Origin of the sequence: Parvibaculum sp. (genome assembly GCF_035325945.1) — a bacterium.
Lineage (GTDB): Bacteria > Pseudomonadota > Alphaproteobacteria > Parvibaculales > Parvibaculaceae > Parvibaculum.
Genome location: NZ_DAOKYX010000002.1, coordinates 16,839 through 39,753, shown reverse-complemented (window position 1 = coordinate 39,753; position 22,915 = coordinate 16,839). Strand labels below are relative to the sequence as shown.

General features: G+C 64.3%; 22 protein-coding genes. 7 read left to right on the top strand and 15 right to left on the bottom strand.

Going from position 1 to position 22,915, the window contains the following annotated elements; genetic code table 11:
- Positions 1-151 precede the first annotated feature (151 nt).
- The 11 genes from recO to folK form a co-directional block, all read right to left on the bottom strand.
- The gene (gene recO / locus PKA57_RS02225) at positions 152-913 is read right to left on the bottom strand and encodes a DNA repair protein RecO (RefSeq protein ID WP_324297299.1); all 762 of its coding nucleotides are present in this window, start codon (positions 911-913) and stop codon (positions 152-154) included.
- Positions 914-988: 75 nt separating this feature from the next.
- Positions 989-1,921: a GTPase Era gene (gene era / locus PKA57_RS02220; RefSeq protein WP_324297298.1), complete on the bottom strand. Its 933-nt coding sequence runs from the start codon at positions 1,919-1,921 to the stop codon at positions 989-991.
- Entirely contained in the window at positions 1,914-2,621 is a 708-nt protein-coding gene (gene rnc, locus PKA57_RS02215) for a ribonuclease III (RefSeq protein WP_324297297.1), read from the bottom strand. The genes era and rnc overlap by 8 nt, the downstream gene beginning before the upstream one ends.
- Positions 2,618-3,370: a signal peptidase I gene (lepB, locus tag PKA57_RS02210; RefSeq protein ID WP_324297296.1), complete on the bottom strand. Its 753-nt coding sequence runs from the start codon at positions 3,368-3,370 to the stop codon at positions 2,618-2,620. Before lepB ends, rnc begins: the two co-directional genes overlap by 4 nt.
- A 90-nt stretch (positions 3,371-3,460) precedes the next feature.
- Positions 3,461-3,877, bottom strand: a complete 417-nt coding sequence (acpS, locus tag PKA57_RS02205; protein ID WP_324297438.1) for a holo-ACP synthase — start codon at positions 3,875-3,877, stop codon at positions 3,461-3,463.
- Between the two features lie 22 nt (positions 3,878-3,899).
- Positions 3,900-4,667 carry a pyridoxine 5'-phosphate synthase gene (locus tag PKA57_RS02200; protein WP_324297295.1) on the bottom strand — a complete coding sequence of 256 codons (768 nt, stop codon included), beginning with the start codon at positions 4,665-4,667 and terminating at the stop codon, positions 3,900-3,902.
- A 51-nt stretch (positions 4,668-4,718) separates the two neighbouring features.
- Entirely contained in the window at positions 4,719-5,282 is a 564-nt protein-coding gene (locus PKA57_RS02195; protein ID WP_324297294.1) for a DUF2062 domain-containing protein, read from the bottom strand.
- A gap of 49 nt (positions 5,283-5,331) precedes the next feature.
- Positions 5,332-5,916, bottom strand: coding sequence for an orotate phosphoribosyltransferase (gene pyrE / locus PKA57_RS02190; protein ID WP_324297293.1), 585 nt, complete (start codon positions 5,914-5,916; stop codon positions 5,332-5,334).
- 108 nt (positions 5,917-6,024) lie between these two features.
- Positions 6,025-8,175, bottom strand: coding sequence for a bifunctional (p)ppGpp synthetase/guanosine-3',5'-bis(diphosphate) 3'-pyrophosphohydrolase (locus tag PKA57_RS02185; protein WP_324297292.1), 2,151 nt, complete (start codon positions 8,173-8,175; stop codon positions 6,025-6,027).
- Between the two features lie 124 nt (positions 8,176-8,299).
- Positions 8,300-8,722 carry a DNA-directed RNA polymerase subunit omega gene (rpoZ, locus tag PKA57_RS02180; protein ID WP_324297291.1) on the bottom strand — a complete coding sequence of 141 codons (423 nt, stop codon included), beginning with the start codon at positions 8,720-8,722 and terminating at the stop codon, positions 8,300-8,302.
- A gap of 129 nt (positions 8,723-8,851) precedes the next feature.
- Positions 8,852-9,400: a 2-amino-4-hydroxy-6-hydroxymethyldihydropteridine diphosphokinase gene (gene folK, locus PKA57_RS02175; protein ID WP_324297290.1), complete on the bottom strand. Its 549-nt coding sequence runs from the start codon at positions 9,398-9,400 to the stop codon at positions 8,852-8,854.
- A 144-nt stretch (positions 9,401-9,544) separates the two neighbouring features.
- On the opposite strand from folK, the gene PKA57_RS02170 reads away from it, so the two are divergent.
- Both PKA57_RS02170 and PKA57_RS02165 read left to right on the top strand, forming a co-directional pair.
- On the top strand, positions 9,545-10,168 hold the full coding sequence (locus PKA57_RS02170) for an NYN domain-containing protein (RefSeq protein WP_324297289.1): 624 nt from the start codon (positions 9,545-9,547) through the stop codon (positions 10,166-10,168).
- A gap of 17 nt (positions 10,169-10,185) precedes the next feature.
- On the top strand, positions 10,186-10,842 hold the full coding sequence (locus PKA57_RS02165) for a uracil-DNA glycosylase (protein ID WP_324297288.1): 657 nt from the start codon (positions 10,186-10,188) through the stop codon (positions 10,840-10,842).
- Positions 10,843-10,845: 3 nt separating this feature from the next.
- Here PKA57_RS02165 and PKA57_RS02160 read toward each other — a convergent pair whose 3' ends face one another.
- The 3 genes from PKA57_RS02160 to dapA are packed head-to-tail and all read right to left on the bottom strand — an operon-like array spanning position 10,846 to position 12,945.
- The gene (locus tag PKA57_RS02160; RefSeq protein ID WP_324297287.1) at positions 10,846-11,517 is read right to left on the bottom strand and encodes a sulfite oxidase-like oxidoreductase; all 672 of its coding nucleotides are present in this window, start codon (positions 11,515-11,517) and stop codon (positions 10,846-10,848) included.
- 32 nt (positions 11,518-11,549) lie between these two features.
- Complete coding sequence (smpB, locus tag PKA57_RS02155; RefSeq protein ID WP_324297286.1) at positions 11,550-12,047, bottom strand: SsrA-binding protein SmpB; 498 nt, start codon at positions 12,045-12,047, stop codon at positions 11,550-11,552.
- A gap of 22 nt (positions 12,048-12,069) precedes the next feature.
- Positions 12,070-12,945, bottom strand: coding sequence for a 4-hydroxy-tetrahydrodipicolinate synthase (gene dapA, locus PKA57_RS02150; protein WP_324297285.1), 876 nt, complete (start codon positions 12,943-12,945; stop codon positions 12,070-12,072).
- A gap of 284 nt (positions 12,946-13,229) precedes the next feature.
- Between dapA and PKA57_RS02145 the strand changes: the two genes are divergently transcribed.
- Both PKA57_RS02145 and PKA57_RS02140 read left to right on the top strand, forming a co-directional pair.
- On the top strand, positions 13,230-15,668 hold the full coding sequence (locus PKA57_RS02145) for a lytic transglycosylase domain-containing protein (RefSeq protein WP_324297284.1): 2,439 nt from the start codon (positions 13,230-13,232) through the stop codon (positions 15,666-15,668).
- A 5-nt stretch (positions 15,669-15,673) separates the two neighbouring features.
- Positions 15,674-16,534, top strand: a complete 861-nt coding sequence (locus tag PKA57_RS02140; protein ID WP_324297283.1) for an alpha/beta hydrolase — start codon at positions 15,674-15,676, stop codon at positions 16,532-16,534.
- Between the two features lie 7 nt (positions 16,535-16,541).
- On the opposite strand, the gene PKA57_RS02135 is transcribed toward PKA57_RS02140, so the two are convergent.
- Positions 16,542-17,246 (bottom strand): hypothetical protein, encoded by a 705-nt coding sequence (locus PKA57_RS02135; protein ID WP_324297282.1) that lies wholly within the window; start codon positions 17,244-17,246, stop codon positions 16,542-16,544.
- Positions 17,247-17,546: 300 nt separating this feature from the next.
- On the opposite strand from PKA57_RS02135, the gene badI reads away from it, so the two are divergent.
- The 3 genes from badI to PKA57_RS02120 all read left to right on the top strand — a co-directional run bounded on the left by badI (position 17,547) and on the right by PKA57_RS02120 (position 22,883).
- Positions 17,547-18,329 (top strand): 2-ketocyclohexanecarboxyl-CoA hydrolase, encoded by a 783-nt coding sequence (gene badI / locus PKA57_RS02130; RefSeq protein WP_324297281.1) that lies wholly within the window; start codon positions 17,547-17,549, stop codon positions 18,327-18,329.
- A 324-nt stretch (positions 18,330-18,653) separates the two neighbouring features.
- Positions 18,654-19,787 (top strand): efflux RND transporter periplasmic adaptor subunit, encoded by a 1,134-nt coding sequence (locus tag PKA57_RS02125; RefSeq protein ID WP_324297280.1) that lies wholly within the window; start codon positions 18,654-18,656, stop codon positions 19,785-19,787.
- A gap of 12 nt (positions 19,788-19,799) precedes the next feature.
- The gene (locus PKA57_RS02120; protein ID WP_324297279.1) at positions 19,800-22,883 is read left to right on the top strand and encodes an efflux RND transporter permease subunit; all 3,084 of its coding nucleotides are present in this window, start codon (positions 19,800-19,802) and stop codon (positions 22,881-22,883) included.
- Positions 22,884-22,915: the final 32 nt, after the last annotated feature.

Here is a 22,915-nt window from a genome sequence, read left to right as displayed (position 1 = left end):
TCGGTTCAGCTTTCATCGGACTATCTACGGCACAAGGATCGGCTTGCGCCTCTTCGTTACGGATCGTCGCGTTTCTTCCTCGACGCCGGGCTGGCGGCACGAACGGCCCGGCGGGAACGAGCCATGACGATTGGATGTCGGCGGATGGCCATTATATCAGCGATTCGTCGCGCCCCGCCGTCTGGCCTCGGGACCGCGCCGCGAAGCGCTCCTGAAGCCTGATCCGCGCATCGGGCAAATGGCGCTGCTGCGCGGAAAAGAGATGCCGGTCGAGGAAATGCCCGGTGATGCGAAGCCCTTCCAGCACATCCTCGGCCGTCGCCTCGCCCGCCTGCGAGCCGACGAGAAACGGCGGCAGGCGAAAGAGGCGGTCCCGCCACGGCTCGCCCGCCGCGCGGCTGACGGCCGCGCCGCTTCTCGGGGACACATAGACGAGATCCTCGCGCGCGCCCGTCGCGGCGCATTGGCCGAGATCGAGGCCGAAGCCAAGCTCCTGAAGCAGGCCAAGCTCCCAGCGCACATAGACCGCTGGCCAGATATCCGCGTCCTCCATCGTGTCGAGCAGAAGCTCGAACCCCTCATAGAGCGCGGGATGCGCCTCGCGCTCGGGAATGACGCCCGCCACCGCGCAAGCGGCGCTCAGTCCGAGAAGCGAGAAGCCATTTTCCATGATGAGCCCCGCGCGCGGCTTCTGCGTCTCCACCGTATAGGTGCCAAGATGCTCGGCGAGGCGCGCGCGCCAATGCGCCGCGAGGCTGTTTCCCGGTTGCAGCATGCTCTTGTGACGCCGCGCCGCGCCGCCGCGCACAAGGCCGAGATGGCGGCCATGCGCGCGCGTCAAAAGCTCGACGATCGCGCCCGTTTCGCCATAGGGCCGCGCGGAGAGCACAATGCCTTCGTCACGCCATTCCAAGAGCGTTCACCTCTCTTCGGCCGCCCCTGCGACGCCCGAACGGACGCCGCGGGCGGACGCGGATCCGTGCGCCCCTCAATCCTTCGGGAAATCGAGGCCCATCTCGCGATAGCGCTCGCGATCCTCACCCCAGTTTTCACGCACTTTCACGAACAGGAAGAGATGCACTTTCGTTCCGAGCATTTCCTCGAGTTCGGCGCGCGCGAGCTGGCCGACCGTCTTGATCGTCTGTCCGCCGGCGCCGAGCGCAATCTTGCGCTGGCTCTCGCGCTGGACGTAGATCACCTGCTGGATGCGGATCGAGCCGTCCTTCTTGTGCTCCCACTGCTCCGTCTCCACGGTGAGTTCGTAGGGCAGCTCGTCATGGAGCCTGAGAAAGAGCTTCTCGCGCGTGACTTCCGCCGCGAGCGAGCGCAGGGGCACGTCCGCCGCCTGATCCTCCGGATAGTGCCACGCGCCTTTCGGCATGCGCTCCGCGATATGCATCTTCAGATCGGCGACGCCGTCGCCGGTGAGCGCCGAGATCATGAAAGTGTCGGTGAAGAGCCCCGTCGCATCGAGATCGCTTGCGAGCTTCAGCAATTTCTCTCGCCCCTTTTCGCTGGCGAGCGCGTCCGTCTTGTTGAGGACGAGGATCGCCTTGCGCCCCTGATCGCGCAGGCCCTCGAGCACACGATCGACATCGGCGGTGCGGCCGCGCTCCGTGTCCACCATGACCACGATGAGGTCGGCATCGCCCGCCCCGCCCCAGGCGGCTTCCACCATGGCGCGATCGAGCCGACGCTTCGGCTTGAAGATGCCGGGCGTGTCGACGAAAATGATCTGCGCCTGACCTTCGATGGCGATGCCGCGGATGCGGCTGCGCGTCGTCTGCACCTTATGCGTGACGATGGCGACCTTGGAGCCGACAAGCGCGTTGAGCAGCGTCGATTTGCCCGCATTGGGCGCGCCAATGATGGCGACGAAGCCGCATCGTGTCTCACCGCTCCTGTTTGCCATCTCACTCATCGTCGTTCCAGACACCTTCTCTGATCAGCATGGCGCCGGCGGCTGCCTGCTCGGCCTGCCGCTTCGATCCGCCTTCGCCTGTTATGGGCTCGAGCCCCGCGATCTCGACCCGCACCGTGAAGACGGGCGCGTGATCGGGGCCGAAGCGCCCGGCTTCCCTGTATGTGGGGATGCCACGTCCGAGCGCCTGCGTCCATTCCTGAAGCGCGGTTTTCGCATCGCGCCTCGCGCGCGCCGGGCCGGCGATGAGCCCCGCCCACTCCGTCTTGATGAAGCGCTCGGCCGCGCCAAGCCCGCCATCGAGATAGAGCGCGGCGATGACTGCCTCGCAGGCATCGGCCAGAATCGCCATTTTTTCCCGCCCGCCGCCGCGCTCCTCTCCGGGGCCGAGCGCGAGGCAGGGACCGAGCGCGATCCTCTCGGCGACGCCCGCACAAGCCTCCTTGCGGACGAGCGCGTTGAGGCGCACCGCAAGCTCGCCCTCCTCCGCCGCCGGATACTCGCCAAGCAGCCATTCGGCGATGACGAGGCCGAGCACCCTGTCGCCCAGAAATTCGAGCCGCTGATTGCTCGCGCCCTCGGCCGCGCCGCTTACCGCGCTCGGATGGCAGAGCGCGAGATCGAGCAGGCTCTCATCCTTGAAGCTGTGCCCCAGCCGGGCCATGAGCGCCCGATATTGGGAACTGCGATTCCGGCTCAATCGACCCACATGAAAATGCGGTTCCAGCGGATCGAGGACGGCCACCGCCAGAACTCCCAGAAATGCGCGCTGCCATCGGTCGAGAAGAAAATGATCTCGGCTTTTCCGACGAGGTTCTCGAACGGCACATAGCCGACCACGCTCGGCACGCGGCTATCCATCGAATTGTCGCGATTGTCGCCCATCATGAAATAATGGCCGGGCGGCACGACATAGACATCGGTGTTGTCGAGGTCGCCGTTCTGCTGGAAATCGAGCGTCGTATAGGTGACGCCGTTGGGAAGCGTCTCGCGATATTGCGGCACGCGAATGACGCTGCCGAACTCGTCGCGCTCGACGAAATCCTCGATCCTGACTTTCGGAACCGCCGTGCCGTTGAGATAGAGCACGCCATCCTTCATCTGAATCCGGTCGCCGGGAAGGCCGATCAGCCGCTTGATGAAATCCGTCCTGTTGTCGGTCGGCTTCTTGAAGACGACCACGTCGCCCCTGTGCGGCTGGCGAGCGAGGATACGGCCGTCGAAGATCGGCGGGCTGAAGGGCAGCGAGTGTTTCGAGTAGCCGTAGCTGTATTTGGAAACGAAAAGGTAGTCGCCGACGAGCAGCGTCGGCACCATGGAACTCGACGGGATGTTGAAGGGCTGGAAAAAAAACGCCCTGATGATGAGGGCGATCAGAAGTGCGTAGCCTATGGTGCGGATATTTTCGCCTATGGCGCCGCCCCGGCCTGTATTTGCTTGTTCACTCATCGACATTATCCAGCTCCTGCGTCCCGGTCCTTCCATTCCCGTCCCGGGACAGGCGGACAATAGCATAGACCCCGGCCCCACCAACCGCTTCTATCGGCCGGCCATATTCCCCGCCGGAATGGCCGAAATTATGACAAATGCCTGGGCGAGCGGATGATCATCCGTAATCGTTATATGGATGACGGCCTCCATGCCCACCGGGGTGATCGCCTCCAGCCGCGCGCGCGCGCCGCCCGTCAGCGCCATGGTGGGCTGGCCGCCTCGCAGGTTGACGACCCCCATATCCCGCCAGAAGACGCCGCGATTGAGCCCGGTGCCGAGCGCCTTGGCGCATGCCTCCTTGGCCGCGAACCGCTTGGCATAGGAGGCGGCCCGGTTTTTCCGGCGGTCGGATTTCTGTCGCTCCACCTCGGTGAAAATCCGCTCGGTGAAGCGGTCGCCGAAGCGTTCGAGCGTCCGCTCGACCCGCCTGATGTCGATCATGTCGTTGCCGATACCGATGATCATGCTCATGGCCATGCCCTCGAGCTCATGCCTTCGGTGCGCAAAGCGCCTCCGCGCGCGCTTCCTCCATCAGGGCGCGCATGCGCCTGATCGCCTGATCGAGGCCGGTGAATATCGCCTCGCCGATCAGGAAATGTCCGATATTGAGTTCCGCCACTTCCGGCAGCGCGGCCACGGGCCCGACATTGGCGAAGGTGAGGCCGTGGCCCGCATGGATCTCGAGCCCCAGAGCCCCGCCCTCGCGCGCCGCTGCCGTGAGGCGGGCAAGCTCGGCCGCGCGCGCCGCTCCCTCCGCCTCGCAATAGGCGCCGGTGTGAAGCTCCACCACCGGCGCGCCGAGAGCCACAGCGGCTTCGAGCTGGTGGCGGTCGGGATTGATGAAGAGCGAGACGCGAATGCCCGCATCACGCAGCTTCGCCACGTAAGGCGCCAGATGCTCGCGATGGCCCGCGACGTCGAGGCCGCCCTCGGTCGTCACCTCCTCGCGCCGCTCGGGCACGATGCAGCAGGCATGCGGGCGGTGCCGGAGGGCGATTTCAAGCATTTCCTCCGTCGCCGCCATTTCCAGATTGAGCGGCAGCCCGATCGTGCTCATCAACTGCTCGATGTCGCGGTCGCGGATGTGCCGGCGATCCTCGCGCAGATGCGCCGTGATGCCATCGGCGCCCGCCGCCGCGGCGGCCTCGGCCGCCCGCACCGGATCGGGATGATCGCCGCCACGCGCGTTCCTGATCGTGGCCACATGGTCGATATTCACGCCGAGGCGCAGATGCGCCGCCTTCTGTCCGCTCATCTCTTCCATCTCCGCCGGCAGCGCGGATCGCGCGCTCAATGCCGGATGCTTCTATTCCTGCTCGTCGTTTTCGCTCTCATTGCCTGCCGGTGCCGGCACGGCGTCTTCCACATGCCGCGAAAGCGCCCGCTCCTCAAGCTGCTCGCGCCTGCGTAATTGATAGGCCGAGACGGCCGTCTTGACGAAGAAATAGGCGGCGAGCCCGCCCGCAAGACCGAGCGGCACGGCCCCGATCGCCATCGGCACCATGACCGGGAGGATCACGTCGAACGCCTTGCCGCCCATCAGCAGCTCGGTGAGGTTCACATTCGGCCGCCCCGACAGGCCGAGGAGCCGGTTGCCGAGATCGTAGGTGGCAAACCAGATCGGCGGATAGGAAACGGGATTGCCGACCATCGTGCCGAATACGGCCGCAATGAGATTACCGCGCAGCACCCATGCGATCAGCAGGGCCATCATGACATGGAAGCCGAGAAAGGGCGTGAAGGAGACGAACGCCCCCGCCGCGACCCCGATCGCGATCGCATGGGGCGTGCCGCTCAGCCGCCAGACGCGCCGCCAGACATAAAGGCTCGCGCGCTTCCAGCCGATGCGGGGCCACAATGACTCCCGCATTTTCTGCAAGGCGGAAAGCTGGACCCTACGCCGGAACACCGATCATTCCTTATTTGAGGCCCCGGCTGCCTGGCTTGGTGGCCGGAATGTCCGCCAGTTCGGGCGGGAGTTCGCTCGCGGGATAGGCCGGAATGTCGATCTGCGCCAGAGAGACGAGCTTGGCGCCGACATTGGCCCGGCCGCCCGAGCGGTCGATGAGGCAGGCCGCCGCGACGACGCGCGCGCCGGTCTTCTTGATCGCCGCGATGCATTCGCGGGAGGAAAGGCCGGTCGTGACGATGTCCTCAACCATGAGCACCTTCATGCCCTTCTTCAGCGGAAAGCCGCGGCGGACGACGAATTCGCCATCCTCGCGCTCCACATACATGGCGGGCACGCCGAGATGCCGCGCCGTCTCATAGCCCGGAATGATGCCGCCGACGGCCGGCGAGACGATGGCGTCAATATCGTCGTCCACCTCGTCCCTCACCTTGGCGGCGAGCGCCTTGCAGAGCCGCGAGGTCCGCTTCGGATTCATGAACACCAATGCCTTTTGCAGGAACATCGGGCTGTGCAATCCGGAGGACAGGATGAAGTGGCCCCTGAGCAGGGCTCCGGCCTTTTCGAATTCCTTGAGAACTTTCGCTTCTTTCATGGCGCCCCTCGTTATGGCGCTTCGGGATAGCAGATTTCGGCTGCCATGGCCCGAAAATTACGCGCCCTGCGTAGCCCCGGACAGGCTGATGCGAGCCCCCGCGCGCCCCTAGCGGCGGGGCCGGATGACCTTGCTCACGACGGAAAGTCCGTTTAGCGCCGACATGATCCGGGTCAGGTGCTTGAAGTCGCGGACCTCGAGATCGACCTGCATGTCGTAGAAATCGGAATCCCGCTCCGTCATGCTCAGATTCGTGATGTTGCTGCCATAGTCGGCGATGAGCGATGTGATGTGGCCGAGCGCGCCGACCTCGTTCCGCGCCGTGATGTTGAGGCGCGCGGGGAAACTCTGCGGATGGTCGGGGTCGATATCCCACTTCACATCGAGCCAGCGCGTGGGTTCGCCGTCGAACTCGGCCAGAGCGGGCGCGTCGATGGGATAGACGGTCACGCCTTCGCCCGGCGTGATGATGCCGACGATGCGCTCGCCGGGCAGCGGCTGGCTGTCCGGCGCCATGCGGATCGCCAGACCGTGCCCGCGGCCCGTCAACCGCACCACGGCGCGGTGGTCGCCGGCGCCATTGGCCTTGACGGATTTGCGGGCCGGGGTCTTCTTCGCCGGGAGTTCGGGATAGACCGTTTCGAGCACCTGCTGGCCGGTCAGAGTGCCATCGCCGACTGAAGCGAGAAGATCGCCGAGATCGTCCATATGCAGAGGTCCGATGGCGCGCTGGAGGATGACATCCGTCACCTCCTTGCCCGCCGCCTCGAACACGCCCTTGACGATCTGCCGTCCGAGCCTGCCGAACTCGGCCTGCTTGGCCTGCCGGATCGCGCGGCGGATGGCCGAGCGCGCCTTGCCCGTTGCGACGAATGCCTCCCAGCCGGGTGAGGGACGCTGGGCCTGCGAGCGGATGATCTCCACCTCGTCGCCATTCTGAAGGATGGAGCGCAGCGGCATGTGCCGGCCGTTGATCTTGCAGCCGACGCAACTGTCACCGACTTCCGTATGGACGGCATAGGCGAAATCGATCGGCGTCGCGCCGCGCGGCAGCGTGATGAGAAGCCCCTTGGGCGTGAAGCAGAACACCTGGTCCGAATACATCTGGAGCTTGGTGTGCTCCAGAAACTCTTCCGGCGTGCCGCCATGCTCCAGCATTTCGATGAGCTGACGCAGCCAGCGGAACGTGCTCGCGAATTCCTCGGAGCGCTCCGCGCCGCTCGAACCGTCCTTGTAGAGCCAGTGCGCGGCGATGCCGAGTTCGGCCACCTCGTGCATCTTGTGCGTGCGGATCTGCACCTCGACGCGTTTGTTCTCCGGCCCGATCATGGTGGTGTGGATCGAGCGATAGCCGTTGTTCTTCGGCGTCGAGATGTAATCCTTGAACCGGCCCGGAACCATCGGCCAGTTCGTATGCAGAATGCCGACGGCGCGATAGCAGTCCCCGACATCGTCGACGATGACACGGAAGCCGAAAATATCGGAAAGCTGCTCGAGCGAGATCGCCCGGCGCTCCATCTTGCGCCAGATCGAATAGGCGCGCTTCAGCCGCCCGTCGACCTTGCAGGCAAGGCCTCCCTCCTCCAGCCGCGCCTGAAGGCTCTCCGCGATGCGCTTGAGCGTTTCCGAGCTTGCCGAATGAAATTCGTTGAGCCGCTTCAGCAGCGTTTCGCGCGCCTCGGGATTGAGTTCCTTGAAGGCGAGGTCTTCCAGCTCCTCGCGGATTTCCTGAATGCCCATGCGGCCGGCAAGCGGCGCATAGATGTCCATCGTCTCCTGCGCAATGCGGCGGCGCTTCTCCGGGGACGGAATGAAATGCAGCGTCCGCATGTTGTGGAGCCGGTCCGCGAGCTTGACGAGCAGCACGCGGATGTCGTTCGACATGGCCAGCAGGAACTTGCGGAAATTCTCCGCCTGCTTGGAGCGCTCCGACGTGATCTCGATCCGCGTGAGCTTGGTCACGCCATCGACGAGATTGGCGACCTCGGCGCCGAAGAGCTTGGTCAGCTCCTCCATGGTCGCGCCCGTATCCTCGATCGTGTCGTGCAGGATCGCGGTGACGATGGTCGCGGTGTCGAGCTTGAGATCGGTGAGAATCCCTGCGACCTCGATCGGATGCGAGAAATAGGGGTCGCCGCTCGCCCGCATCTGGTTGCCATGCTGCTTCATGGCATAGACATAGGCGCGGTTGATGAGGGCTTCGTCCGCTTTCGGATCGTAGCCCAGAACCCGATCAACCAGCTCGTACTGGCGCAGCATCGCTCACCCGTTCGTCCACCCGATCCGCCTCACGCACACAAAAACGCCGCCCTCACCTTCCGGCCGGGGCGGCGCTCGATTACGCTCGGCAGCGGAACCTCATCCTTCCGCCTTTGGCCTTCTCTCAGTCTTCCGCATCCATGTCGTCGGCATCGGCCGATTTCTGCTGCGGAGAGTCGATCTGGTTCTGGATCGCGCGGAGAAGCTCCTCCTCGCTCATCCGGTCGCCGCCGCCGGCCGCGCCGAAAGTGTCGATCTCGGAGGCCGCGACCTCGCCGGAGGTCAGAAGCTGCAGGCTCTCGACCTCGGGCTCTTCCGTCTCGACGCGCTTCTGCATGCTGCCGATCAGATCCTCACGCAGATCGTCCGGCGCGATGGTCCGTTCCGCGATCTCGCGCAGCGCCACCACCGGGTTCTTGTCGTTGTCGCGATCGACCGTCAACTCCGCGCCAGCCGACATGGCCCGGGCACGATGGGCCGAAAGCAGCACGAGCTCGAAACGGTTCGGCACCTTGTCGACGCAGTCTTCAACGGTCACACGCGCCATGGATCGGAACTCCGCAATAGGTCAGGGAAAAGGTTTTGCCGAGTATGTAGGGTCTGGCCCTCGGGGAAGCAAGAAAAAACAGGGCGTTAGGCCCCCGATTTGGCTCATTCCATGGGTTTGTCCATGGGTTCATCCTGAAGTCAGGCGCTCGATCCCGGCCATTGCGGCCTCGCCCTGTTCCGCAATGAGGCGCCGCAACAGGGCGGCCGCGCCCTCGCCATCGACCGGATGGCGCCATTCCGGCGCGACCTCAGCCAGCGGAACGAGCACGAAGCCGCGCTCGCAGATGCCGGGATGCGGCAGGCAGAGCGGAATAGGCCCCGTCCCCGCCTGAAGCCCCTGGGGATGCCTCGGTGGCAGAACCATGCCACTATAATCCAAAAGATCTAGATCAAGCGTGCGCTCCCCCCAGCGGACGAGCCTCACCCGCCCGAACTGCGCCTCGATCCGGTGGAGCGTCTGGAGAAGCTCCTCTGCCGGCAAGGCGCTCTCCACGACGATCACGGCATTCACATAGGGCGGCTGCGCATAGGCCGCCATGGCGGGCGTGCGGTAGAAGGAGGACCGCCGGACGACATCGACGCCGAATGAAGGCATGGCCTCGATCGCCGCATGCAGCGTCGCAAGGGGGTCGCCATGCGCCGTGGGCAGATTTGCCCCCATTCCGACAAGGATCATTGCGGCCCGCTCAGCACGATTTCGATATCCGTTCCCAAATCACGAGTACTTCTATAGTTTGGCGCTATTCACACACGCAATCGAAGCTTGCGTGAAAAATGGATTTTCCAATCTCCGCTTGCACCGGGTTTCAAGGAGAGAAGTATGGGTTTTTACCCGCAGGAACGTATTGCCCTTTTCATCGACGGCGCCAACCTTTATTCAGCCGCGCGGGGACTTGGGTTCGACATAGATTACAAGCGTCTTCTGGAGCTTTTTCGGTCAAAAGGCATATTGGTCCGGGCTTTTTATTACACGGCTCTTCTGGAAGATCAGGAATATTCGCCGCTCCGGCCACTGATCGATTGGCTCGACTATAACGGTTACTCGGTGGTGACGAAGCCCGCCAAGGAATTCACCGATTCCACCGGCCGCCGCCGCGTCAAAGGCAATATGGACATCGAACTTGCCGTCGATGCCATGGAGCTCGCCGACAAGATCGACCACCTCGTTCTCTTCTCCGGGGACGGCGACTTCCGCCGCCTCGTCGACGCCATCCAGCGCAAGGGAAAGCGCGTCACGGTCGTCTCGACGATCCGCAGCGCGCCGCCGATGATCTCCGATGAGTTGCGCCGTCAGGCCGACCAGTTCATCGACCTCGACACCCTGCGCGGCTCGCTTGGCCGCAATCAGGACAATCGCAGCCACGCGCCGCTCCACGCGGAGGATGAGGACGACTATTACGACGACGAGGACGAGGACGACGACGACCTCCCCGCCCGCGCCTGAACTCCGGACTTGCACCCATGAAAGCCCTGAAGCAGTGGGAGGCGGAGCCGCCGCATGACTGCCCGCTTTGCCCCCGCCTCGTCGCCTTTCGGCAGGCCAACCGCGACGCGCATCCGGACTGGTTCAACGGACCCGTGCCCTCCTTCGGCAGCGAAAAGGCCCACCTCCTGATCGTCGGCCTCGCGCCGGGCCTTCAGGGCGCGAACCGGACTGGCAGACCCTTCACAGGCGACTATGCGGGCGATCTTCTCTATTCGACGCTCATCGAATTCGGCTTCGCGAAAGGCAGCTATGCCGCGCGCCCGGATGACGGGCTCACGCTCGTCGATGCCATGATCACCAATGCCGTGCGCTGCGTGCCGCCCCAGAACAAGCCGACCCCGCTCGAAGCGAGAACCTGCCTGCCCTTCTTTTCCGCACGCATCGCCGCGCTGCCTCGCCTCAAGGCCGTGCTCGCGCTCGGCCGCATTGCCCATGACAGCGTGCTCGTCGAGCGGCAGGTGAAGCGCACACAGGCCGCCTTCGCCCATCAGGCAAGCCATGACATAGGCGGCGGCGTGCGGCTCTTCGACAGCTATCACTGCTCGCGCTACAACACGAACACGGGACGCCTCACGACGGAGATGTTCCACGCCGTCTTCCGCGACATAAGAGCCTTTCTCGACAAGGCCTGAGCTTCAGCCATAGCGCTGCTCCGTCCACGGATCGCCTTCATTGTGGTAGCCACGCAGCTCCCAGAAGCCTGGCCTGTCGACGGCGCTGAACTCGATGCGCCTGACCCACTTCGCGCTCTTCCAGAAATACCATTGCGGCACCACCATGCGGACAGGTCCGCCATGCTCGCGCGTGAGCCGCTCCCCCTCCCAGCTATGGGCGATAATCACGTCCGGCGCGGCGAAAGCCTCGAGCGTGATGTTCGTTGTGTAGCCGTCATAGGAATGAAAGATGACGTGCCGCGCCTCGGGCTTCGGCTTCACCATTTCGAGGATCGAACGCGACGACACGCCGTCCCAGCGATTGTCATAGCGGCTCCAGGTGGTGACGCAGTGAATGTCGCTGACGAAATGCGACTGCGGCAGCGCCATGAACCGCTCGAAGGTCAGCGTCAGCGGCGCTTCCACCGCGCCGTCGACGACGAGCCGCCACTCGTCGAGTGGTACTTCGGGCTGGATGCCGAGGTCGAGCACAGGCCACTTCTCGACGAGGTGCTGGCCGGGCGGCAATCGGCGCTCATGTCCCCGGTCGGGGCTGCCGGTGATGTGCCGGCCCTCCGCCGCGGTCTTTTCCTTGGAACGGATCAGCCTGTCCTTGATCTGGCCAAGCAGGCCGGGCTTGCCCTCTTCGCTCATGGCCGCTCCCCGTGCATGTTCTCCGCTCGAACCTAGCCGCGCTCGCGCATCACCCGCGCCTTGTCGCGCTCCCAGGTGCGTTTCTTCTCCGTCTCGCGCTTGTCGGCGAGCTTCTTGCCCTGCGCCAGACCGATTTCCACCTTAACCCGTCCCTTTTCGTTGAAATACATCTTGAGCGGAACGAGCGTCATCCCCTGACGAAGAACCGCCTGGGAGAGCTTGTCGATCTCGCGGCGGTGCAGCAGGAGCTTACGCGGCCGCCGCGTCTCGTGGTTGAACTGGTTGGCCTGGAGATAGACGGGGATATAGGCGTTGACCAGCATGATCTCGCCCTGCTTCGTCGCCTGCGCATAGGCCTCGTTGAGGCTTCCCTGCCCTACACGCAGCGACTTCACCTCGGTGCCCTTCAGCTCGATCCCCGCCTCGAAGGTATCGGTGATCGTGTAGTTGAAGCGCGCCTTGCGGTTGTCGGCGATGATCTTCCGGCCGTCTCCGAGCTTCTTTTTCGCACCGCCGCTCTTGGAGGACATGGTCCTTCTGTCCTGATTGGCGTCAGTCGATCAGACCGGCATGCCGCATCGCGCCGCGAATCTTCTCGCGAGTCTCCGCGGTGACGGGCACCAGCGGCAGGCGCAATTCGTCACGGCAAAGGCCGAGCAGGCTCGCCGCATACTTGACCGGCCCCGGGCTCGGCTCGATGAAAAGATTATGGTGAAGCGGCAGCAGGCGGTCCTGATATTCGAGCGCCTTTCGGTAGTCGCCGGCGAGCGTCGCCTTCTGGAACTCGGCGCAAAGCCTCGGCGCAATATTGGCCGTGACCGAGATGCAGCCCTGACCGCCATGCGCGTTGAAGCCGAGAGCGGTCGCATCCTCGCCCGAAAGCTGGATGAATTCGGCGCCCATCGCCTGCCGCTGAAGGCTCACACGCGCGAGATTCGCCGTCGCGTCCTTGACGCCGACCACGTTCTTCAGGGCGAAGAGCCGGGTCATCGTCTCGACGCTGATGTCAACGATCGTGCGGCCGGGAATGTTGTAAAGGATCATCGGAATGTCGACGGCATCGTTCAGCGCCTTGAAGTGCTGATAGAGCCCTTCCTGCGACGGCTTGTTGTAGTAGCCCGTCACGCAGAGCGCGCCGTCCGCGCCAACGGACTTTGCATGGCGCATGAGATCGAGCGCCTCGGCGGTGTTGTTGGAGCCAGCGCCAGCGATGACGGGCACGCGCTTGCGCGTGACCTCGACGCAGATTTCGACGACGCGCCGGTGTTCCTCATGCGAGAGCGTGGGCGACTCGCCCGTCGTCCCGCAAGGCACCAGACCGTCCGTGCCCTCGGCGATCTGCCATTCGATCAATTTGGCGAACGCCTCCTCATCCACCTTGCCGTCACGGAATGGGGTGATGAGGGCGACGTACGATCCCTTGAACATTTTTTATAGCTCCAATGCCCCGCCACGGGGCTTGTTGACCGCCTTTGAGGCGGCGCGCACGATAACCATAACCCGCGAAAGCGGCAACAAATCCGGCAAATCCTTCGTCCTTGGCATGTTGCCCTGCTTGATAGCAGAAAGGTAATCTCGACAAAGGACAATCCGACGCGGAATAGCGTATGTAGGGATTGATGTTAAGGGGCTCGATCGTTCCAGCGGGGAGCGTGAACGGCCGCAGAAGCATGAATTGGACCGCGCCGTTGCACGATCGGGGGCAGTATCGCATGAAGGGCCTGAATTTCGGCCGGCGTTTCGCCTTCGCCGCCGCCATTCTGGCCTCGGCCTGTCTTTTTGTCGGCTCGGCCGGCACGCTTCTCGCCGCGCCTCTGCCGGCCGAAAAGCCCTCCGCCGCCAAAACTACGCACAAGCCGGCCAAGACCACGAAGAAGAGCGCCACCTCCTCGAGCAAGGCCAAGCCGGCGAAGCACACAGGGACGACCGCGCACAAGAAGAAGCACGCGAAGGCTGCGACCCGCCCGAAGCACAAGCTCGCCACCGTCACCTCCACCCTTCTCACCAAGGACGACATCGCGGCCCTGACCGATGCCTTCGCCGAGGGCGACCGGAAGAACTGGCCGGAAGCGATGCGGCATATGAAGCGCCTGAAGGACCCGGTCGCCGCGAAGCTCGTTCTCTGGAACCGCCTCGTCGCGCAGGATTCCGGCGCAACCCTTGGCGAGATCGTCGCCTTCCAGGAGCAGAACCCCGACTGGCCGCGCCAGGCGCTCCTCTCGCGCCGCGCGGAGGAGGCCCTTCTTGCCTATGCCATGACGGATCAGGACCGGCTCGGCTGGTTCACGGCCCATCCGCCGGTAACCGGCGAGGGCAAGATCCGCTTCGGTCAGGCGCTGATCGCCGCCGGGCGGACGGAGGAAGGCAAGGGCTGGATCCAGCGCGCCTGGGTCGAGGACGACTTCACGCCCGCGCGACAGAAGGAAATCCTCGCCAGTTTCCGCCCCTATCTCACAGCCTCGACGCACAAGGCCCGGCTCGACCGGCTGCTCTGGAACGAGCGGACGGGCGACGCCCAGACGACCGCCGCCCTGATCGGCGCCGACGCGCAGGCACTCGCGAATGCCCGCATCAAGCTCATGTCGGGATCGAACGACGCGGGCAGCGCGCTTTCGCGCGTGCCTTCGCGCTTCAACGACGATCCGGGCCTCATTTTCGACCGGATCCGCTATGAGCGCCGGCGGGGCAATGACGAGGCATCGCTGCCGCTCATCCTGACCGCGCCCAACAAGCCGCACGGCATGGTCGATCCGAACGCATGGTGGATCGAGCGTCGCATCGCGGCCCGGAAGGCGCTGGCGCAGGGCCGCTATAAGGACGCCTATCAGATCGTCTCGGCGCATGGGCTGAAGAGCGGCGCGGACTATGCCGACGCCGAGTTCATGTCCGGCTGGATCGCGCTGCAATACCTTAACAATGCCGGTGCCGCGCTTTCGCACTTCGCAAAGCTCAACGAAGCCGTGTCGACGCCGATCAGCAAGGCGCGAGCAGAATACTGGTGCGGCCGCGCCGCATCGGCACAGGGCGACAAGAAGGTGGCGGAACTCTATTACCGCAAGGCTTCGGCCTACCCCACGACCTTCTACGGCCAGCTCGGCGCGGCGGCGCTCGCGAGCATGAGCGGCGGCGAGCCGCGCCTGCACCTCGCAAGCGACCCGAAGCCGACACAGGACATCAAGGCGAGCTTCGAGCGGCTCGAACTCGTGCACGCGGCGCACATCCTGCACGATTTCAACCGCAACGATCAGATGTGGAGCTTCATGCTCCACCTCGCCGACATTCTGGACGAGCCGGCGCAGATCGCGGCGCTCTCCGACCTTGCCGTCAAATTCGGCGACCCGAAACTCTCGCTCCGCGTGGCCAAGTCGGCCGCGCAGCGAAACATCGTGCTCGCGCAGCGCGCCTATCCCGTTTCGCTGATGCCGAAATTCCACGAAAAAGGGCCATTGGTCGAAAAGGCGCTCGTCTATGGCCTCTCGCGGCAGGAGAGCGAATTCGATCCGGCCGTGGTGAGCCCCGCCGGCGCGCGCGGGCTGATGCAGCTCATGCCCGCCACGGCCAAGCAGGTCGCGCGCAAGATCAGCGTGCCCTATTCGCCATCCCGTCTGACGACCGACCCCGCCTATAATGCGATGCTCGGCTCGGCGCATCTCGGCGACCTCGTCGAAAACTATACCGGCTCCTACATCATGAGCGTCGCCGCCTATAATGCGGGCGGAAGCCGCGTGTCCGACTGGACGAGCCAGTTCGGCGATCCGCGTTCGCCGGCGGTCGATCCGATCGACTGGATCGAGAACATTCCCTTCTCCGAAACGCGCAACTATGTGCAGCGCGTGATGGAAAACCTCGAAGTCTACAGAACCCGCCTCAGCGGCAAGGCCGAGCGCATCCGGCTGTCCAAGGATCTGCGCCGCAACACGGGCGCGCCGATCACGACCCCGGCGCCGATGCCGGGCAAGGCGCCGTCGATCTCGCCGCTGGAGGCAAGCCCCGCAATGGCGCCTGTCGTCGAGCAGGAGGACCGCCCCTCCGCAGGTGATGGCGGCAGCGTCAATGACGCCAAACTCGCCGATGCCGAGACGAAAACCTCCGCGATGGAGGTGCCGAGCCGCACTCCCCTGGCGCCACGGCGCAGCTACTCCAAACAGTGAAGCCGATGCCCTTTCGCGAACTGTTCTATACGTCGCAGGATGGCCTGCGCCTCTTCGCGAGAGACTATGGCTCGCGGACGTCGAAGCGGGCGCCCGTCATCTGCCTGCCGGGCCTGACGCGCAATTCCAAGGACTTCGCGGCCCTGGCGGAACGCCTCTCCACCTCGCGGCGCGTCCTCTGCCCCGACCTTCGCGGTCGCGGCCGTTCGGAATATTGCAGAAACGCCGCCGACTATACGCCCGCCAACGAGGCGCTCGACATTTTCGACCTGATGGGCGCGGCCGGCATTCACCGCGCCGTCTTCATCGGCACGTCGCGCGGCGGCATCGTGACCATGCTCATGGCCGCGCAGCGCCCGAATGCTGTGCAAGGCGCGGTGCTGAACGATATCGGCCCCGAAGTGGAGATCGCGGGGCTGAAACGCATTGCGGGATATGCGGGCGTCGGAGACGCGCCCGCAAGCTGGACCGAAGCTGCCTTTCGTCTCCGCATGATGAATGAGCGTGAATTCCCGGCGCTGACGAACGAGGAATGGTACGCCTTCGCGCATCGGACCTATGCGGAGGAAAACGGCGCGCCGAAATTCGACTATGACGCGCGGATCGGCGCCCTGCTCCGCAAGACGCTGGAGGCTGCGAAGGGCGAAATCCCCGACATGTGGGCGCAGTTCAACGTGCTCACCGCCGTGCCCGTGCTCGTCACGCGCGGCGAGAATTCCGACATTCTTTCGGCCGAGACGGCCCGGCGCATGGAGATGCGCCATCGCAAGCTGCAATGCGTGACGGTGAAGGATCGCGGCCACGCCCCTTTCCTCGACGAGCCGGAAGCGCTCGCCGCCATCGACGCCTTCTTCGAGCAGTTCTGAAAACGCATCACGCCCGCCTCACGCGCAGCATCCTCGTCGCGCCGATCTGAAATTCGAACGGCACCGGCACGAGATCGGCGAAAAGGCCCGCGGCCTCGAGTTCCGCCATCACGGCCGGAAGGTGGCTCGACGGCCGCCCGTCGAGATTGACCAGCGGAAAGATGCGGACCTCCCGCGCCACGCGCGCAAGCTCGCGCACCGCCGCCACATGGAAGTCGCAGTCGAGATCGTCGCCATAGAGAAACAGCAGATGCGACGAAAGCGCGAGGTCGAAGACATCGTTGCCGAACGGCAGATGCGGCAGGGACGCCGGGACGTAGCGCGTTCCCCGCCGCGCTTCGTAATCGGCGAGAAAGAGTTCCAGCGCCTCGCACCTGATGCGCTCCAGCGCCTCCGGCGAGCCGTAGCGGCTCCATCTGAAGCGATAACGCGCGATGCGCAGGCTCTCCATCATCGCGGCTCGCGTCGCCTCGAAACCCTGCCGGATCGCCTCGCCGGGAAGCTCGTAGATCGGGTCCGCTGCGACGACATTCGCGCCGAGCGCACAGGCTTCGGCCGCAAAGGAAGCAGGCCCGCCGCCCGCGTCGAGCACGCTCGCACCAGGCGCGACATCATCGAGCGCGAAAAAGGCGCGATATTCCTCAAGCCGCCGCCCCCAGGGGACGATGCCCTCGAGCGCGAACTCCCTTGTCCGATTGCGTTCCTTGATCATCCTGCACTCCATGTTCGGGCCGGATGCCGCTCCCCGGAAGGGCGGCCTCGATCCGAACACGGAAACAAAAAGGCCGCCTCCAAATGGGGCGGCCGATCCGGCAGGTCGATAGACGACATGACTGGGCCACCCTTCAGGTGGTCCACCAGCCCTTCACGAAAAGAAAACCGTGCGCCATTTCCATCGTCCAGTCATTCGCCCGGCTTCTGCCGGGACGTTCGCAAATCTACGCCTGCGCAGGACGCTTGCCAAGGCCCCTCGCAGCCTTACGCTCGGCAGACAGTGAATCAGGAGGCAGGCATGAGCTACACCGACATCCTTTACGCCGAGGCGAACGGCGTCGCGACCATCACCATAAATCGCCCGGACAAGATGAACGCCTTTCGCGCCCAGACCTGCGAAGAGCTGATCGACGCGCTCAACCGGGCAGCCTGGTCGAAGGAGGTCGGCGTCATCGTGCTCGGCGGCGCGGGCGAGCGCGCCTTCTGCACCGGCGGCGACCAGTCGGCGCATTCGGGAAAATATGACGGCCGCGGCACGATCGGCCTGCCCATCGAGGAGGTGCACAGCCTCATCCGCGAAGCACCGAAACCCGTCATCGCCCGCGTGCAGGGCTATGCCATCGGCGGCGGCAATGTGCTCTGCACGGTCTGCGATTTCACGATCGCCTCGGAAAAGGCGGTCTTCGGCCAGGTCGGGCCCAGGGTCGGCTCCGTCGATCCCGGCTTCGGCACCGCCTATCTCGCCCGCGTCGTCGGAGAAAAGAAGGCGCGCGAGATCTGGTATCTCTGCCGGCGCTACTCGGCCGCCGAGGCGCTTGCCATGGGCCTCGTCAACGCCGTGGTGCCGCATGAGGAACTCGACGCCGAAATCGCCCGCTGGTGCGCCGAAATCCTCGAAAAAAGCCCGACCGCCATCGCCATCGCCAAACGCTCCTTCAACGCCGATACCGATCACATCAAGGGCATCGGCGCCATGGGCATGCAGTCCGTCGCGCTCTATTACGATACAGACGAGGCGCGGGAAGGCACCAACGCCTTCAAGGAGAAGCGGAAGCCGGAATTCCGCAAATACGTCAAATAGGCAGGGCCCGGACGGTCCCGCCCCTCACCCGCCATCCGCGCGGCCGATCCCTCAAGGCCCGGGATCGACCGGCGCCGGACGAGCTGGAAGGGGCGAACGCGGCGGGCCCGTCGACTGGAAAGAGCCAGTAAATCTCTGGAAACCACATTTCCGGCCTTCCGGCCTCATCCACCCCTTGCCCTGTATGCGGCGCGGACGTAGTAAATGTGCCCAACTATTTTTGGCGCGGCGGCGGCCTGCCTGTATCCTACGCCTTATCGGCCGCTCACCGCCCCTTTACGAACATTCGGGTAGCCTTCGGTCTTTGCGAACGCGGAGAAGTCCATGATGACCAAGCGCATGGCCACCATGCTCATCGTAGTCGGCGTCATCCTGGCGGGCTTCGTCGGCTGGAAACTGTTTGTCGGCATGATGACCCGGAAATTCCTGGCGGCCATGAGCCACCAGACCGCGACGGTTTCCGCCATGCCCGCCGAAGCCATGGACTGGAGCCCGGTTCTGAAGGCCGTGGGCACGCTTCGCGCCGTCCGCGGCACGGACATCGCTCCCCAGCTTGCCGGCATCGTGGCCGAGGTTCCCTTCAAGTCGGGCGACGATGTGAAGGCCGGAGATGTCATTCTCAGGCTCGTCGACGAGGACGACATCGCCAACCTGAACGCGCTCAAGGCATCGGCCGAGCTTGCCCGCATCACCTATGAGCGCAACAAGCAGCTCGTGAAGTCCCGCACGGTGAGCCAGGCCGCGCTCGACAACGCCATCGCCACCTACAAGAGCGCCCAGGCCCAGGTCGCCGCCCAGCAGGCCGTGGTCAACAAGAAGCGGATCGTTGCACCCTTCGACGGCCGTGTCGGCATCCGCCTCGTCGATGTCGGGCAATATCTCGCCGCCGGCATCAAGGTCACGACGCTGCAGGCGCTGGACCCGATCTATGTCGACTTCTCGCTGCCCCAGCGGAACGTGAGGCAGATCGCAACCGGGCAGAAAGTGGTGGTGACCACGGACGCCTTCCCGGGCGAGAGCTTCAGCGGCGAGATCATCGCCATCGACCCCAAGCTCGACCCGGAAACGCGCAACGTCGCCATCCGCGCCCAACTCGCCAATCCTGACCGCCGGCTCCTTCCGGGCATGTTCGCCTCGATCAACATCACGACCGGCTCGCCCGAAAAGCGCCTCACCCTGCCGCAGACGGCGATCACCTACAATCCTTACGGCCAGTCCGTATACGTCGTCACCAAGGGCGAGCCCGGCGCCGATGGCAAGCCTGTCATGACCGCGCGAGAAACCTTCGTCACCACGGGCGAGACCCGGGGCGATCAGGTCGCCATCACCGGCGGCATCAAGGAAGGCGACATGATCGTGACCACCGGCCAGCTCAAGCTCAAGAACGGCATGGCGGTCACCATCAACAACGAGGTGAAGCTGCCAAACGAGATCAATCCCGTCGTTCAGGACCGGTAACCGGAGCAGGCCATGAAGTTCACGGACATCTTCATCCGCCGTCCGGTTCTCGCCACGGTCGTGAGCCTGATGATCCTCGTGCTCGGCCTCAGGTCGGTATCGCTGCTGCCCGTGCTGCAATATCCGCGCACCGAAAATGCCGTCGTCACCGTGCAGACGGCCTATTTCGGCGCCAGCGCCGATGTCGTGGCCGGCTTCATCACGACGCCGCTCGAAACCTCGATCGCCCAGGCGAACGGCATCGACTACATCACCTCGACGAGTTCGCAGAGCCTCTCCGTCATTCAGGTGCAGATACGCCTGAACTACGACTCCGCCAAGGCGCTGACCGAGATCAACACGCGCGTCAACGCGGTCAAAAACCAGCTTCCCCCTGAAGCGCAGGAGCCAGTCATCAGTATCGCCGTCGGCGAGACGATCGACTCCATGTATATCGGCTTCTCGAGCGACGTCCTCGCCAACAACCAGATCAGCGATTACCTCCTGCGCGTCGTCACGCCGAAGCTGCAGGCAGTGGAAGGCGTCCAGCAGGCGGAATTCCTGGGCGAGAAGCGCTTCGCGCTCCGCGTCTGGATGGACCCGGACAAACTCGCAGCCTACGGGCTGACGGCGTCGGACGTCTCGGCCGCGCTCGCCCGCAACGACTTTCTTTCGGCCGTCGGCACGACCAAGGGCCAGATGGTCCAGATCGACCTCACAGCCTCGACGAGCCTTCACTCGCTCGACGAATTCCGCAACCTCATCATCCGCGACAAGAAGGGCGCCTCCGTCCGGCTCGAGGACGTGGCGAATGTGACCCTCGGCGCGGAGGACTACGAAACCGCCGCCGCCTTCGACGGCAAGCCCTCCGTCCAGATCGGCATCAAGGTGGCGCCCACGGCCAACCTGCTCGATGTGATGAAGCGGGTGCGCAATATCTTCCCCGAGATCCAGGCGCAGCTTCCCGAGGGGCTGCACGGCGCCATCGCCTATGACGCGACGAAATTCGTCAACAGTTCGATCAGCGAAGTCATCCGCACGCTGGTGGAGGCGCTTGTCATCGTCACCCTCGTCGTCTTCGCCTTTCTCGGTTCGCCCCGGTCCGTTCTCATTCCGACGCTGGCCATTCCGCTGTCGCTCATTGGCGCCTTCACCTTCATGGTGGTGTTCGGCTTCTCGATCAACCTTCTGACGCTGCTCGCGCTCGTTCTCGCCATCGGCCTCGTCGTCGACGACGCCATCATCGTCGTCGAAAACGTGAACCGGCATCTGGAGGAGGGCCTTCCACCACTCAAGGCGTCAATCATCGCCGCACGGGAATTGAGCAGCCCCATCGTCAGCATGACGGTAGTGCTGATCGCGGTCTATGTGCCCATCGGCTTCATGGGCGGCCTGACGGGCGCACTCTTCACCGAATTCGCCTTCACGCTCGTCGCCGCCGTCACCGTTTCGGCGGTCGTCGCGCTAACCCTCTCGCCCATGATGTGCGCGCGCTTCCTGAAGCCGCATGATGCCGAGCGCAGCCACTGGGAGCAGCGCCTCGTCGCCTACATCGACGAGCGCTTCGAGCGACTTCGCCACGGATACGCCCGGATGCTCCATGCGAGCCACGAGCAGATTTCGGTCGTTGTCGTCTTCGCGCTGATCGTGATCGGCAGCCTCTATTTCCTGTTCACCACCGCGAAGACCGAACTCGCCCCGCAGGAAGATCAGGGCATCGTCGTCAGCATCGTGTCGTCCTCGCCTTCGGCCACGCTCGCGCAGCGCCAGATCGCGATGCGCGAGATCTATGACATCTATGCGAAGCATCCGGAGACGGATCACGTCTTCCAGAACATCCTTCCGACGCAGGCTTTCGCCGGCCTTGTCACGACGCCGTGGGACGAGCGCACCAAATCGGCAACGAAGCTTCAGAACGAGTTGCAGGCCGAGCTCAACAAGATTCCGCTCGCCCGCATCGCCGCCATCCAGCCGCCGCCCCTGCCGGGCGCGCGCGGCTTTCCCATCAACTTCGTGATCCAGACGACGGAGCCGTTCGAGCAGCTCTACGAGGTGTCGCAGCAGTTTCTTGCCGAGGCCCAGAAGAGCGGCAACTTCATCTTCCTCGACACCGATCTGAAGTTCGACAAGCCTCAGGCCGAGATCGTGATCGACCGCGACAAGGTGGCCCAGATGGGCCTCACCATGACCGATGTGGGCGCGGCGCTCTCCTCCATGCTCGGCGGCGGCTACGTCAATTATTTCAGCCTCTCCGGCCGCTCCTACAAGGTCATACCGCAGGTGCAGCAGAAGTTCCGTCTGAACACGGATCAGCTCGGAAACTACTATATCCGCTCGGCCTCCGGCGCCTCGATACCGCTATCGACGGTCGCGCATATCGAGACGAAGACCGTTCCGCAAACGCTCAACCATTTCCAGCAGCTCAACGCGGCGACGATCAACGGCGTGCCCAATCCCAGCATCACTACCGGCGAAGCCCTCAACTATCTGAGGGACCTCGCGGGCCGGACCTTGCCGACGGGCTACACGATCGACTTCGGCGGCCAGTCGCGCCAGTTCGTGCAGGAAAGCAGCGCGCTTCTCATCACCTTCTTCTTCGCGCTCGTCATCATCTTCCTCACTCTCGCCGCCCAGTTCGAGAGCTTCCGCGACCCGGTGATCATCCTCATCACCGTGCCCATGTCGCTCTGCGGCGCTCTCCTGTTCATCAATCTCGGCTTCGGCGGCGCGAGCCTCAACATCTATACCGAGGTCGGACTGGTCACGCTCATCGGCCTCATCAGCAAACACGGCATTCTCATCGTCGAGTTTGCGAACAACCTTCAGCTTCAGGGCCGGTCGAAGCGCGAGGCGATCGAGGAAGCGGCAGGCATCCGCCTGCGACCCATCCTCATGACGACGGCCGCCATGGTGCTCGGCGTCATGCCGCTCATCCTGGCAAGCGGCGCCGGCGCCGTCTCCCGCTTCAATCTCGGTCTCGTCATCGCAAGCGGCCTTGCCATCGGCACGCTCTTCACGCTCTTCGTCGTCCCGGCCATGTATATGCTCATCGCCGAGGACCATCAGGCGATCGCCGGAGAGGAAGACGAGATAGGCGAGCTCGAAGCCGAAATCTGAGCGGCTTTGCGCGCCGCCCACCTCTCTTGTCA

Excerpts from the sequence above, each read along its gene's own strand:
- PKA57_RS02135 (WP_324297282.1), bottom strand. The coding sequence starts at position 17,246 with ATGATCAAGGAACGCAATCGGACAAGGGAGTTCGCGCTCGAGGGCATC.
- PKA57_RS02145 (WP_324297284.1), top strand. The coding sequence starts at position 13,230 with ATGAAGGGCCTGAATTTCGGCCGGCGTTTCGCCTTCGCCGCCGCCATT.
- PKA57_RS02195 (WP_324297294.1), bottom strand. The coding sequence starts at position 5,282 with ATGCGGGAGTCATTGTGGCCCCGCATCGGCTGGAAGCGCGCGAGCCTT.
- PKA57_RS02160 (WP_324297287.1), bottom strand. The coding sequence starts at position 11,517 with ATGAGCGAAGAGGGCAAGCCCGGCCTGCTTGGCCAGATCAAGGACAGG.
- PKA57_RS02140 (WP_324297283.1), top strand. The coding sequence starts at position 15,674 with ATGCCCTTTCGCGAACTGTTCTATACGTCGCAGGATGGCCTGCGCCTC.
- PKA57_RS02165 (WP_324297288.1), top strand. The coding sequence starts at position 10,186 with ATGAAAGCCCTGAAGCAGTGGGAGGCGGAGCCGCCGCATGACTGCCCG.
- pyrE (WP_324297293.1), bottom strand. The coding sequence starts at position 5,916 with ATGAAAGAAGCGAAAGTTCTCAAGGAATTCGAAAAGGCCGGAGCCCTG.
- PKA57_RS02125 (WP_324297280.1), top strand. The coding sequence starts at position 18,654 with ATGATGACCAAGCGCATGGCCACCATGCTCATCGTAGTCGGCGTCATC.
- smpB (WP_324297286.1), bottom strand. The coding sequence starts at position 12,047 with ATGTCCTCCAAGAGCGGCGGTGCGAAAAAGAAGCTCGGAGACGGCCGG.
- folK (WP_324297290.1), bottom strand. The coding sequence starts at position 9,400 with ATGATCCTTGTCGGAATGGGGGCAAATCTGCCCACGGCGCATGGCGAC.
- rpoZ (WP_324297291.1), bottom strand. The coding sequence starts at position 8,722 with ATGGCGCGTGTGACCGTTGAAGACTGCGTCGACAAGGTGCCGAACCGT.
- badI (WP_324297281.1), top strand. The coding sequence starts at position 17,547 with ATGAGCTACACCGACATCCTTTACGCCGAGGCGAACGGCGTCGCGACC.
- PKA57_RS02200 (WP_324297295.1), bottom strand. The coding sequence starts at position 4,667 with ATGAGCGGACAGAAGGCGGCGCATCTGCGCCTCGGCGTGAATATCGAC.
- PKA57_RS02185 (WP_324297292.1), bottom strand. The coding sequence starts at position 8,175 with ATGCTGCGCCAGTACGAGCTGGTTGATCGGGTTCTGGGCTACGATCCG.
- lepB (WP_324297296.1), bottom strand. The coding sequence starts at position 3,370 with ATGAGTGAACAAGCAAATACAGGCCGGGGCGGCGCCATAGGCGAAAAT.
- PKA57_RS02170 (WP_324297289.1), top strand. The coding sequence starts at position 9,545 with ATGGGTTTTTACCCGCAGGAACGTATTGCCCTTTTCATCGACGGCGCC.
- PKA57_RS02120 (WP_324297279.1), top strand. The coding sequence starts at position 19,800 with ATGAAGTTCACGGACATCTTCATCCGCCGTCCGGTTCTCGCCACGGTC.
- dapA (WP_324297285.1), bottom strand. The coding sequence starts at position 12,945 with ATGTTCAAGGGATCGTACGTCGCCCTCATCACCCCATTCCGTGACGGC.
- era (WP_324297298.1), bottom strand. The coding sequence starts at position 1,921 with ATGAGTGAGATGGCAAACAGGAGCGGTGAGACACGATGCGGCTTCGTC.
- acpS (WP_324297438.1), bottom strand. The coding sequence starts at position 3,877 with ATGATCATCGGTATCGGCAACGACATGATCGACATCAGGCGGGTCGAG.